We start from the raw sequence: 12,272 nt of genomic DNA on the forward strand, positions 1-12,272 counted from the left end.
CCCCATGACCGTAGCCCGCACCACTGACAACGGCCCGGCCGCGCACCCCTCGCAGGAGGTGCCCGGCCGGGCCGTCGTACCGCGTGCTGTGTCTAGATCTCGCCCCGGAGCTTGGCGAGTGCCTCGGCGAGGATCGCCTCGCCGTCGGCGTCGCTGCGCCGCTCCCGTACGTACGCCAGATGCGTCTTGTACGGCTCGGTGCGCGGCGGGTCCGGCGGGTTGTCCCGGTCCTTGCCGGCCGGGAAGCCGCAGCGGGGGCAGTCCCACGTGTCAGGGATCTGCGCGTCGCTGGCGAAGCTCGGCACGGTCTCATGCCCGTTCGAGCACCAGAAGGAGATGCGCAGGCGCGGCGCCGATTCGCCTCGCTCGGCTTCTCCCATCGGCCCCGCTCCGACCCGACTTCCACGGATCGCGTTGCCACTTGCCACGGTCGTAACTCCCTGCGTGATGGTGCCGCGAAGCCTCGATTGGCAGCTCCGCCGCCCGGCGCCCCAGTCTACGTAAGGCCCAACGCGCGTCCAGTGAAAGGAGTTACACCCGCCACCGAGGACGCCATGCCATCATAGGCCGCATATGGGCCCCGCTGGCGACGGTACGTCAGTTATCGGGCGTCAGCCGGGCCCTGAACGGGCCCCGCCGGAGCCTCAGTCGAGCTTCATCAGCAGTCCGAGCACGACGATGCAGACGAACCACAGCAGCCCGACCACCACGGTGATGCGGTCCAGGTTGCGCTCGGCGACCGAGGAGCCGCCCACCGAGGACTGCATCCCGCCACCGAACATGTCGGACAGGCCGCCGCCCTTTCCCTTGTGCATGAGCACCAACATCATCAACAGGAGGCTGAAGATGATGAGGGCGATCGAGAACCCCATGATCACAGCTGGACCAACCTTCTCGGGCTTGAACGGACGTCGGGGGCCGGACGGTGCGCAGCACACCGCCCCGACCCCCGACAGGGTACGACGACCCGCGCGCTAGGGCCTACTCACTGGTCGCGGAAACGAACGATCTTGACGAATTCGTCCGCGTCCAGCGACGCGCCGCCGATCAGTGCGCCGTCCACATCCGGCTGGGCCATGATCGCGGCGACGTTCCCGGACTTCACCGAGCCGCCGTACTGGATCCGGACCTTGTCGGCGACCTCCTGGCCGTAGAGCTCGGCGAGCCGGCCGCGGATGGCCCCGCAGACCTCCTGGGCGTCCTCGGGGGTCGCGACCTCGCCGGTGCCGATCGCCCAGACCGGCTCATAGGCGATCACGATGGTCTCGGCCTGCTCGGCCGGGACGTCCTTGAGACCGCCGTCCACCTGGGCGAGGGTGTGCGCGACCTGGTTGCCCGCCTTACGGACGTCGAGGCCCTCGCCGACGCACAGGATCGGCGTGAGGTCGTTGCGGAAGGCCGCCTTGACCTTGGCGTTGCACAGCTCGTCGGACTCGTTGTGGTACTGGCGCCGCTCCGAGTGCCCGACGACGGCGTAGGCGCACTTGAGCTTGGCCAGCATCGGGCCGGAGATCTCGCCGGTGTACGCGCCGGAGTCATGCGCGGAGATGTCCTGCGCGCCGTACTTGATCTTCAGCTTGTCGCCCTCGACCAGGGTCTGCACCGACCGCAGGTCGACGAAGGGCGGCAGCACCGCGACCTCCACGGCCTCGTGGTCCTTGTCGGCGAGCGCGAAGGCGAGCTTCTGGACGTGGGCGATGGCCTCGAGGTGGTTGAGGTTCATCTTCCAGTTGCCCGCCATCAGCGGGGTGCGGTCACTCACAGGTTCAGTCCTCCAGTGCGGCGAGGCCGGGGAGCGTCTTGCCCTCGAGGTATTCGAGGCTCGCTCCACCGCCGGTCGAGATGTGGCCGAAAGCGTTCTCGTCGAAGCCCAGGATGCGTACGGCCGCGGCGGAGTCGCCGCCGCCGACCACGGTGAAGGCCGGGCTGTCCACGAGCGCCTGGGCCACGGCCCGGGTGCCCTCGGCGAAGTCGGGGTGTTCGAAGACGCCCATCGGGCCGTTCCAGAAGACGGTGGCCGCGTCGGCGAGCTTCGAGGCGTACAGCTTGCGGCTCTCCGGGCCGATGTCCAGCCCCTGCAGATCGGCCGGGATCGCCTCCGCGGGGATGGTCCTCGGGTTCGCCGGGGCCTTGGTCTTCAGGTCCGGGAACTCGGACGCGGCCACGACGTCGACCGGGAGCACGAACTCCACACCGCGCTCCCCCGCCCGGCGCAGATAGTCCTGGACCGCCGGGACCTGGTCCTCCTGGAGCAGCGAGCCGCCGACCTCGTGGCCCTGGGCCTTGAGGAAGGTGTAGGCCATACCGCCGCCGATCAGGATGCGGTCGGCCTTCTCCAGGAGGTGGTCGATGACGCCGAGCTTGTCGGAGACCTTGGCACCGCCGAGGACCACCACGTAGGGCCGCTTGACGTCCTCGGTGAGCTTCTTCAGGACGGACAGCTCGGCGGCGATCAGGTTGCCCGCCGCGTGCGGCAGCCGCGCCGGGAGGTCGTACACGGAGGCGTGCTTGCGGTGGACCGCGCCGAAGCCGTCGCCCACATAGAGGTCGGCGAGGGCGGCGAGCCGCTCGGCGAAGGCGCCGCGCTCGGCGTCGTCCTTACTGGTCTCACCGGCGTTGAAACGCAGGTTCTCCAGCAGCGCCACCTCGCCGCCGCCGAGCGCCGCCACGGTGGCCCGCGCGCTGTCGTCCACGGTGTCGGTCGCGAAGGCGACCTGCTTGCCGAGGAGTTCGCCGAGCCGCCGGGCGACGGGGGCGAGGGAGAACCGGGGGTCCGGGGCGCCCTTGGGGCGGCCCAGGTGCGAGGCGACGATCACCTTGGCGCCCTGGTCCAGGAGCTTGCTGATCGTCGGGACGGCGGCGCGGATCCGGCCGTCGTCGGTGATCGTCTCGCCGTCGAGCGGGACGTTCAGATCGGCGCGGACGAAGACCCGCTGCCCGGCGACCTGAAGATCGTCAATCGTCTTCACAGGGTTGACTCCTTGATCATGGATCGGGGCCCGTTACGACGGTGTCGTAGCGGGCCCCGTTTCCTAGCTCATCGGGACAGCGGTCAGAGCCGGCCGCCGACGAAGACGGTCAGGTCGACGAGGCGGTTGGAGTAGCCCCACTCGTTGTCGTACCAGCCGACGACCTTGACCTGCTTGCCCTGGACCATGGTCAGGGAGGAGTCGAAGGTGCAGGACGCCGGCCAGTTGACGATGTCCGAGGAGACGATCGGGTCCTCGGTGTACTCGAGGATGCCCTTGAGCTGGCCCTCGGCGGCCTTCTGGAAGGCGGTGTTGATCTCGTCCTTGGTGACCTCGCGGTCGAGCTCCAGGACGAGGTCGGTGACCGAGCCGGTCGGGACCGGGACGCGCATCGCGATGCCGTCCAGCTTGCCCTTGAGCTGCGGGAGGACCAGCGCGGTGGCCTTGGCGGCACCGGTGGAGGTCGGGATGATGTTCTCGGCCGCCGCACGGGCGCGACGCAGGTCCTTGTGCGGGAAGTCCAGGATGCGCTGGTCGTTGGTGTACGCGTGAACCGTCGTCATCATGCCCTTGACGATGCCGAAGCTCTCGTCGAGGACCTTGGCCATCGGCGCCACACAGTTGGTGGTGCAGGAGGCGTTGGAGATGACGTGGTGGTTCGCCGGGTCGTACTTGTCGTTGTTGACGCCCATCACGATCGTGATGTCCTCGTTCTTGGCGGGCGCGGAGATCAGGACCTTCTTGGCGCCGGCGGCGAGGTGCTTGGCAGCGTCCTCGCGCTTGGTGAAGATACCGGTGGACTCCACCACGATGTCAGCGCCGAGCTCACCCCACGGCAGGGCCGCCGGGTCGCGCTCGGCCATCGTCTTGAAGGTCTGGTTGCCCACCGTGATGGTGTCCTCGGTGTGGCTGACCTCCTGCTTCAGCCGACCGAGGATGCTGTCGTACTTGAGCAGGTGCACCAGGGTGGCGTTGTCGGTCAGGTCGTTGACACCGACGATCTCGATGTCCGCGCCCTGCTCAAGGAGCGCGCGGAAGTAGTTGCGGCCGATGCGGCCGAAGCCGTTGATGCCTACGCGGATCGTCACGAACCGATCTCCTCGTTGGTGTGCCGGTCTGGACGCCGGCGAACGTGTATGGGATGTCCCCGACCGCCTCCGACCCTACCGCTATCACGGGACGTACGTGACATTGGCATCGGCGGCCCATGACCACCGGAAAGTGGTACGGCCCGCCGATTGAGTCACGATTTGTCACGTGCTGTCAACGACGCAGCGTACGCAGCGCGTCGCCCCATCCCCTCACGGCCACAGGCGCACCGACGACGGCGAAAAGGGATACCGGCCTGGCCGGTTGGGAGCGGCGCCGGGCACGCGTACGCCCCCGGATCAAGCTGAGCGATCCGGGGGCGCGGGGCGGCTTCCGTGGCGTCTACGGGCGGTCAGCCGACCATGCCGTCGGCCATCTCCTCGGTCAGGCTGGACTCGGTGCCGGGGATGCCCAGGTCCTGGGCGCGCTTGTCGGCCATGGCCAGCAGCCGGCGGATACGGCCCGCGACCGCGTCCTTGGTCAGCGGCGGGTCGGCGAGGGCACCCAGCTCCTCCAGGGACGCCTGCTTGTGCTCCATGCGCAGCCGGCCGGCCGCGGCGAGGTGCTCGGGCACCTCGTCGCCCAGGATCTCCAGGGCGCGCTGCACCCGGGCCCCGGCGGCCACGGCGGCACGGGCCGAGCGGCGCAGATTGGCGTCGTCGAAGTTGGCGAGGCGGTTGGCGGTCGCCCGCACCTCGCGCCGCATCCGCCGCTCCTCCCAGGCGAGGACCGACTCGTGCGCCCCCAGCCGCGTCAACAGCGCGCCGATGGCATCACCGTCCCGGACGACCACCCGGTCCACCCCGCGCACCTCGCGCGCCTTGGCCGCGATCTGTAGCCGGCGGGCGGCGCCGACCAGCGCGAGCGCGGCCTCCGGACCGGGGCAGGTCACCTCCAGGGAGGACGAACGGCCCGGCTCGGTGAGCGAGCCATGGGCGAGGAAGGCCCCGCGCCAGGCGGCCTCCGCGTCACAGGTGGCGCCGGAGACCACCTGCGGCGGCAGTCCGCGGATCGGCCGGCCGCGGCCGTCGACCAGGCCGGTCTGCCGTGCCAGCTGGTCACCGCCCGCCACCACCCGCACCACGTACCGGCTGCCGCGGCGCAGCCCTCCGGGGGCCATCACCACCAGGTCCGAGGAGTGGCCGAAGATCTCCAGGATGTCCTTGCGCACTCTGCGGGCCGCGATCCCGGTGTCCAGCTCGGCCTCGATCACGATGCGCCCGCTGACCAGATGCAGGCCGCCCGCGAACCGCAGGATCGCCGAGACCTCCGCTTTCCGGCAGCAGGTCCGGGTGACGGGGAGCCGGGAGATTTCGTCCTTCACCGCTGCCGTCATCGCCATGGGCCGATCCTTCCATGCATCCGAAAAATACGGTCGTACGCGGCCGCCAGAAGCTCCGGGTCGTGCTTCGGGGCACCGTCGGTCGCGGCCACCGGCGCCAGCTCGACCGTGCCGCCCAGCCGCTTGGCGGCGTCGCACAGACTGCTCTGGTCCGGGACGGCGGCCTCGTCGGCCAGCACCACGTCGAAGGCGAGTTTAGGGGCGTGTCGGGCCAAAACCTCCAAATGACGCTGCGGGGAGAAGCCATCGGTTTCGCCCGGCTGAGGGGCGAGGTTCAGCGACAGCACCCGCCGGGCCTTGGTCTCGGTGAGCGCCTGGAGCAGCTCGGGGACCAGCAGATGCGGGATCACGGAGGAGAACCAGGAGCCGGGCCCCAGCACCACCCAGTCCGCGTCCATGACCGCCTCGACGGCCTCGGGGACGGCCGGCGGATCGGGCGGCACCAGATGGACCGACTGCACCTCGCCGGGGGTGAGGGCCACGGTGGCCTGCCCGGCGACGGTGGAGACCTCGTCCGGACGCGCCGGGTCATGGCCGCGGACGTACGCCTGGAGCTCCAGGGGGACGGCCGACATGGGCAGCACCCGGCCGTGGGCGCCCAGCAGCTTGCCGACCAGGTCGAGCGCCTCCACATGGTCGCCCAGCTGCTCCCACAGGGCGACGATCAGCAGATTGCCGACCGCGTGGCCGTGCAGCTCGCCCTCGCTGGTGAAGCGGTGCTGGATGACCCGCGCCCAGGTCTGGCCCCAGTCGTCGTCGCCGCACAGCGCGGCCAGAGCCTTGCGCAGATCGCCGGGGGGCAGCACGTCCAGCTCGTCGCGGAGCCGTCCGCTGGAGCCCCCGTCGTCGGCCACGGTGACGACGGCGGTCAGATCGCCGGTGATCCGGCGCAGCGCGGCGAGCGACGCCGACAGTCCCATGCCACCGCCGAGCGCGACGACCTTGGGCTGGGTGCCCCGGCTCGTGCGCGCCCCGACCAGCCGCCGCAGCCGCCTGGTACGGATGGTCACTCGCGCCCCATGTCCCGGTGGACGACAACGGTCTCCACGCCCTCGGCGGCCAGCCGCGGGGCGAGCCGCTCGGACATGGCGACACTGCGGTGCTTGCCGCCGGTGCAGCCGACGGCGATGGTCACATAGCGCTTGCCCTCACGGCGGTAGCCCGCGGCGATGAGCTGGAGCAGCTCCGCGTAGCGGTCGAGGAACTCCTTGGCGCCGGGCTGGTTGAAGACATAGCCGGAGACCTCCTCGTTGAGCCCAGTGAAGGGGCGCAGCTCGGGGACCCAGTGCGGATTGGGCAGGAAGCGGCAGTCCACCACCAGATCGGCGTCGACCGGCAGTCCGTACTTGTAGCCGAACGACATCACGGTGGCCCGCAGCTCGGGCTCCTCCTCGCCCGCGAACTGGGCGTCCATCTTGGCGCGCAGCTCATGGACGTTGAGACTGGAGGTGTCGATCACCAGATCGGCGTCTCCGCGCAGCTCGCGCAGCAGATCGCGCTCGGCGGCGATGCCGTCCACGATCCGGCCGTCGCCCTGGAGGGGGTGCGGGCGGCGCACCGACTCGAAACGGCGCACCAGGGCCTCGTCGGACGCCTCCAGGAACAGCACGCGCCGCTTGACGTTCTTGGCGGCGAGATCGGCGAGGGACTCGCGGAGGTTGTCGAAGAAGCGGCGGCCGCGGACGTCCACCACCACGGCGATCCGGGCCACATTGCCCTGGGAGCGGGCGCCCAGGTCGACCATGGTGGGGATCAGCGCGGGCGGCAGGTTGTCCACGACGAACCAGCCGAGGTCCTCCAGACACTTGGCGGCGGTGCTGCGGCCCGCGCCGGACATTCCAGAGATGATCACCAGCTCGGGGATGGCCGCCACCTCGGCGGACTCTCCCGACGTGCCCGTATTCACCTGCGCTCCGTCTCCGTGGTTCGTGTGTGCGGTCATGGTCTGGTTCCCCCGTTCGACGACGCCGCGCCGGCGGCCTCGTCCTCAATGATCTCTCCTGTGGCGGTGTTCACGGCGGGCGCGGCCGGGGCGGACCCGGCGAGCGCCGCGGCGACCGTCTCGGCCGTCTTACGGCCGACACCCGGCACCTCGCAGATCTGCTCGACCGTGGCGGCGCGCAGCCGCTTGACCGAGCCGAAGTGCTTCAGCAGCGCCTGCTTACGGCTGTCGCCGAGGCCAGGAACCGTGTCCAGCGGCCCGGACTTCATCGACTTGGCGCGCTTGCTGCGCTGGTAGGAGATGGCGAAGCGGTGGGCCTCGTCACGGACCCGCTGGAGGAGGTAGAGCCCCTCGCTGCTGCGGGGCAGCACCACCGGGTCGTCCTCGTCCGGCAGCCACACCTCCTCGAGCCGCTTGGCGAGACCACAGACGGCGACATCGTCGACGCCGAGCTCGTCCAGGGCCCGCTTGGCGGCGGCCACCTGCGGCTTTCCGCCGTCGACCACGACGAGCTGGGGCGGATAGGCGAACCGCTTCGGCCTGCCCTCCTCGTCGACCGGGCCGGTGGGCCCGCCGACGGACTGCCCGTCGGGTCCGGGGACGCCAGGGGCTCCGGGGGTGCCGGTGGTGTCAGGGGCTCCGGGGGTGCCGGTGGCTCCGGTGGCGCCAGGAGCGCCGGTGGTCTCCTCTTCCCACTCCCCCGTCTTCTGCTTCTCCTGGAGATAGCGGCGGAAGCGGCGGCTGACGACCTCGTGCATGGAGCGGACATCGTCCTGCCCGGCGAAGCTCTTGATCTGGAAGCGGCGGTACTCACTCTTACGGGGGAGCCCGTCCTCGAAGACCACCATGGAGGCCACCACGTCATCACCCTGCAGATGGGAGATGTCGAAGCACTCGACGCGCAGCGGAGCGGAGTCCAGCCCCAGGGCCTCGGCGATCTCTTCCAGCGCCCGGGAGCGCGTGGTGAGGTCGGAGGCGCGCTTGGTCTTGTGCAGCGCGAGCGCCTGCTGGGCGTTGCGCTGGACGGTCTCCATCAGGTCCTTCTTGTCGCCGCGCTGCGGAATGCGCAGATCGACCCGGGAGCCCCGGCGATCGGCGAGCCACTGGGTGACCGGTCCGGCCGGGTCCGGCACGGCGGGCACCAGGACCTCCTTGGGGACGGCGTCGCCGCGCTCCTCCCCGTACAGCTGCTGAAGGGCGTGCTCGACCAGTCCTGCGGTGTCGACGGCCTCGACCTTGTCGGTGACCCAGCCGCGCTGCCCGCGCACCCGGCCGCCGCGCACATGGAAGATCTGGACGGCCGCCTCCAGCTCGTCCTCGGCGACCGCTATCAGATCGGCATCGGTGGCGTCGGCGAGGACCACCGCGTTCTTCTCCATGGCGCGCTTGAGCGCCCCTATGTCGTCACGGAGCCGGGCCGCCCTCTCGTACTCCATCTCCTCGGCGGCCTCGTGCATCCGCTGCTCCAGGCGGCGCAGATAGGTGCCGGTGCGGCCGGCCATGAAGTCGCAGAACTCCTCCGCCAGTTCGCGGTGCTCCTCGGCGGTGACCCGGCCGACGCAGGGGGCCGAGCACTTGCCGATGTAGCCGAGCAGACAGGGGCGGCCGATCTGGGCGGAGCGCTTGAACACCCCGGCCGAGCACGTGCGGACCGGGAACACGCGCAGCATCAGGTCGACGGTCTCGCGGATCGCCCAGGCGTGGGCGTACGGACCGAAGTAGCGCACGCCCTTCTTCTTGGCACCGCGCATCACCTGGACCCGGGGAAACTCCTCGTTGAGGGTGACGGCCAGGGAGGGGTAGCTCTTGTCGTCGCGGTACTTGACGTTGAACCGGGGGTCGAACTCCTTGATCCAGGAGTACTCGAGCTGCAGGGCCTCGACCTCGGTGGAAACCACGGTCCACTCCACGCCGGCGGCCGTGGTGACCATGGTGCGGGTGCGCGGATGGAGGTTCGCCAGGTCTTGAAAGTACGAGGAGAGCCGCTGGCGCAGGCTCTTCGCCTTTCCGACGTAGATCACCCGGCCGTGTTCGTCACGGAACTTGTAGACCCCCGGCGACTCGGGGATCTGTCCCGGCTTGGGGCGGTAGCTGCTCGGGTCGGCCATGGTGACCACCCTACTTGCGGCGGGTGACACATCCGGCGCCCTCGGGACGCGGGTTGGTCAAGGTCCAGGGGATTCCGCAGCCGCCCGGACGCCGACCGAGCGCCGGCTCAGGCGTCGGGGCCCGCTCAGGCGTCGGGGCCCGCTCAGGTGTCAGGAGCCGCTCAGGTGTCAGGAGCCGCTCAGGCGTCGGGGCCCGCGACGAGCCGTCCGCCCTCCGCGGTGACCGGGACCGACGGCAGCGGCTCGACCGCGGGCCCCTGGAGGACCTTGCCGGTGCGGGCGTCGAACTGACTGCCGTGGCAGGGACAGCTGATCGCGCCGTCCTCGACGCTGTCGACGACGCATCCGGCGTGCGTGCACACCGCGCTGAACGCCGTGAACTCACCCTTGGCGGGCTGGGCGACCACCACCCGCTGCTCGCGGTAGATCTTGGCGCCACCGACCGGGACGGCACCGGCCGTGCCGAGGTCGACGGGGGCGGTGGGCGTCGGGGACGCCTTCTTGCCCGACCCGTCCGGGGCGCAGGCCGCCGCCCCGAGCCCGGCGGCTCCGGCCAGCGCGGCGCAGCACAGCACGGTTCGGCGGGAGGCGGGCTGGCGGGACATGTGCGGCTCCTGGGGGTGTGGGGGCCCTCCGACCATACCGGCACAGATCTCTCCATCCGCCGCCGCCTCCCCGGCTGGACGTAAACGCTTGCGCAAGCGTTTACGTCCGATCCCGGATGCGGTACGTTACGGGCTCCGATGAACCCGATGAACCCGGCGACCTCGACGCGGAGGACCCCAGCGGATGGCAACCATGGTCGACGTCGCCCGGCGCGCCGGGGTGTCCGTGGCCACCGTCTCGCATGTGCTCAACGAGACCCGGCCGGTCCGCCCGGACACCCGTAAGGCCGTGCTGGACGCGATCGACGACCTCGGGTACATCCCCAATACGCTGGCGCGCTCCCTGGTGACCGCGCGCACCCGATCGATCGGTCTGGCCGTCTCGGCGATCAGCAATCCGTACTTCACCGAGATCCTCCAGGGCGTCGAGTCCAGCGCCCTGGAGCGGGGATACGGGCTGCTGATCGCCGATCCGCATGACGACCCCGCGCATGAGCGCAAGGTCGTCCGGCTGCTCCATGAGCGGCGGGTGGACGGCGTGATCGTGGCCCCGTCGGCCGAGCCCGCCGGGCTGGTGGAGTATCTGACCCGCCGCGGGATTCCCGCCGTCTTCCTCGACCGGCTGGTCGGCGACTCCCACGACCAGGTGTGCGCCGAGAACGCCCCTCCCGTCGAACAGCTGGTGCTCCATCTCGCCGACCTCGGCCACACCCGCATCGGGCTGGTCGCCGGGCTCCCCGGGCTGAGCACCACCAGCGAGCGGATCGCCGGCTACCGGGCCGGGCTGGCGCGGCGCGGGCTGCCGTTCCGCCCCGGGCTGCTGGCGGACGGCCACTCCGAGGCGCGGGGCGCGGAGGACGCCGTCCACCGGCTGCTGGCCGCGCCCGAGCCGCCCACCGCGATCATCGCCGCGAACAACGCGATGACCATCGGCGCGCTGCGCGCCCTGCGGACGGCGGGGCTGAGCGTGCCGGGCGATCTCGCGCTCGTCTGCTTCGACGACTTCTCCTGGGCGGATGTCTTCTCCCCCGGACTCACCGCGATCTCCCAGCCCAGCCGGGAGATCGGCGCCACCGCCGTCCGGCTGCTGCTCGACCGGCTGGAGAACCCGGGGCGGCCGCCGCGCACCGTCCGGCTGCCCTGTGCCTTCGTCCACCGCACCTCCTGCGGCTGTGTGGCCGAAGACCCCGACCGACCGCTCCCCGGAACCCCCGCACAACCCGGAAAGGACCCCGCCTCGTGATCGTCGTCGCCGGAGAAGCCCTGATCGACCTCGTGCCCGAGCGCACGTCGAGCGCCGCGGCGGGCGACCGGCTGCCCGCGCTGCGGCCGGCGCGCGGCGGTGGCCCGTACAACACCGCGCTGGCGCTGGGGCGGCTCGGCTCGCCCACCGCGTTCTGCTCGCGGGTCTCCACGGACGGCTTCGGAGAGGCGCTGCTGGAGGGCTTGCGGAAGGACGGTGTGGACACCGCGCTGGTGCAGCGCGGCGAGGAGCCCACTACCCTCGCGGTCGCCTCCATCGGGGCCGATGGCTCGGCCGGGTACGGCTTCTATGTGCAGGGCACCGCGGACCGGCTCTTCACCCTGCCGCCGTCCCTCCCCGAGGGGGTGCGCGCGCTGTCGCTGGGCACCTGTTCACTGGTGCTGGAGCCGGGCGCGAGCGCGTACGAGGAGCTGCTGCGGCGTGAGGCCGCGCGCGGTGTCTTCACCACCCTGGACCCCAATATCCGCACCGGTCTGATCCCCGACGCCGCTGCCTACCGGGCCCGCTTCCACGGCTGGCTGCCCCATATCGGCCTGCTGAAGCTGTCCATAGAGGACGCGAGGTGGCTGGCCGACTCGGAGGACGCGAAGGATGTGGAGACGGCCGTGGGCGAGTGGCTCGCGGCGGGTCCGGCGGCCGTGGTGCTCACCCATGGCGGGGAGGGACTGAGCGTACGGCGCCAGGACGGCTCGGTCTTCTCGGTGCCGGGCGAGCGGGTGGACGTCGTGGACACCATCGGGGCGGGCGACACCGTGAACGCCGCGCTGCTGCACCGGCTGGCCGCGCACCAGGCGCTGTCGGCGCCCGCGCTGGCCAAGCTCGACGAGGCGGTCTGGCGGGATGTCCTGGCCTTCGCCGGCCGCGCCGCCGCGATCACCTGCTCCCGCGCGGGCGCGGAGCCGCCCTACGCGTCCGAGCTGGTCTGACCCCCTCACCGCGGATGCGCCGCGCCC

General features: G+C 71.1%; 12 protein-coding genes. 2 read left to right on the forward strand and 10 right to left on the reverse strand.

The window, feature by feature from the left end; genetic code table 11:
- Positions 1 to 92 precede the first annotated feature (92 nt).
- The 10 genes from PS467_RS11495 to PS467_RS11540 form a co-directional block, all read right to left on the reverse strand.
- The gene (locus PS467_RS11495; protein ID WP_009718803.1) at positions 93 to 428 is read right to left on the reverse strand and encodes an RNA polymerase-binding protein RbpA; all 336 of its coding nucleotides are present in this window, start codon (positions 426 to 428) and stop codon (positions 93 to 95) included.
- Positions 429 to 644: 216 nt separating this feature from the next.
- Positions 645 to 872 carry a preprotein translocase subunit SecG gene (secG, locus tag PS467_RS11500; protein WP_014059875.1) on the reverse strand — a complete coding sequence of 76 codons (228 nt, stop codon included), beginning with the start codon at positions 870 to 872 and terminating at the stop codon, positions 645 to 647.
- Between the two features lie 113 nt (positions 873 to 985).
- Complete coding sequence (tpiA, locus tag PS467_RS11505) at positions 986 to 1,762, reverse strand: triose-phosphate isomerase (protein WP_311035186.1); 777 nt, start codon at positions 1,760 to 1,762, stop codon at positions 986 to 988.
- A 4-nt stretch (positions 1,763 to 1,766) separates the two neighbouring features.
- Entirely contained in the window at positions 1,767 to 2,969 is a 1,203-nt protein-coding gene (locus PS467_RS11510) for a phosphoglycerate kinase (RefSeq protein WP_311035187.1), read from the reverse strand.
- A gap of 83 nt (positions 2,970 to 3,052) precedes the next feature.
- Complete coding sequence (gene gap / locus PS467_RS11515) at positions 3,053 to 4,057, reverse strand: type I glyceraldehyde-3-phosphate dehydrogenase (protein ID WP_311035188.1); 1,005 nt, start codon at positions 4,055 to 4,057, stop codon at positions 3,053 to 3,055.
- Positions 4,058 to 4,410: 353 nt separating this feature from the next.
- On the reverse strand, positions 4,411 to 5,400 hold the full coding sequence (whiA, locus tag PS467_RS11520; RefSeq protein ID WP_020872204.1) for a DNA-binding protein WhiA: 990 nt from the start codon (positions 5,398 to 5,400) through the stop codon (positions 4,411 to 4,413).
- On the reverse strand, positions 5,391 to 6,410 hold the full coding sequence (locus tag PS467_RS11525; RefSeq protein ID WP_311035189.1) for a gluconeogenesis factor YvcK family protein: 1,020 nt from the start codon (positions 6,408 to 6,410) through the stop codon (positions 5,391 to 5,393). Before PS467_RS11525 ends, whiA begins: the two co-directional genes overlap by 10 nt.
- The gene (rapZ, locus tag PS467_RS11530) at positions 6,407 to 7,342 is read right to left on the reverse strand and encodes an RNase adapter RapZ (protein WP_268971349.1); all 936 of its coding nucleotides are present in this window, start codon (positions 7,340 to 7,342) and stop codon (positions 6,407 to 6,409) included. The genes PS467_RS11525 and rapZ overlap by 4 nt, the downstream gene beginning before the upstream one ends.
- Positions 7,339 to 9,450 carry an excinuclease ABC subunit UvrC gene (uvrC, locus tag PS467_RS11535; RefSeq protein WP_311035190.1) on the reverse strand — a complete coding sequence of 704 codons (2,112 nt, stop codon included), beginning with the start codon at positions 9,448 to 9,450 and terminating at the stop codon, positions 7,339 to 7,341. Before uvrC ends, rapZ begins: the two co-directional genes overlap by 4 nt.
- Positions 9,451 to 9,629: 179 nt before the next feature.
- Complete coding sequence (locus tag PS467_RS11540) at positions 9,630 to 10,055, reverse strand: QcrA and Rieske domain-containing protein (RefSeq protein ID WP_311035191.1); 426 nt, start codon at positions 10,053 to 10,055, stop codon at positions 9,630 to 9,632.
- 184 nt (positions 10,056 to 10,239) lie between these two features.
- Here PS467_RS11540 and PS467_RS11545 point away from each other — a divergent pair, with 184 nt between their 5' ends.
- Positions 10,240 to 11,298, forward strand: a complete 1,059-nt coding sequence (locus PS467_RS11545; RefSeq protein WP_311035192.1) for a LacI family DNA-binding transcriptional regulator — start codon at positions 10,240 to 10,242, stop codon at positions 11,296 to 11,298.
- Positions 11,295 to 12,245, forward strand: a complete 951-nt coding sequence (locus PS467_RS11550; RefSeq protein ID WP_311035193.1) for a carbohydrate kinase family protein — start codon at positions 11,295 to 11,297, stop codon at positions 12,243 to 12,245. The genes PS467_RS11545 and PS467_RS11550 overlap by 4 nt, the downstream gene beginning before the upstream one ends.
- Positions 12,246 to 12,272 lie beyond the last annotated feature (27 nt).

This window comes from Streptomyces luomodiensis (assembly GCF_031679605.1).
GTDB lineage: Bacteria > Actinomycetota > Actinomycetes > Streptomycetales > Streptomycetaceae > Streptomyces > Streptomyces luomodiensis.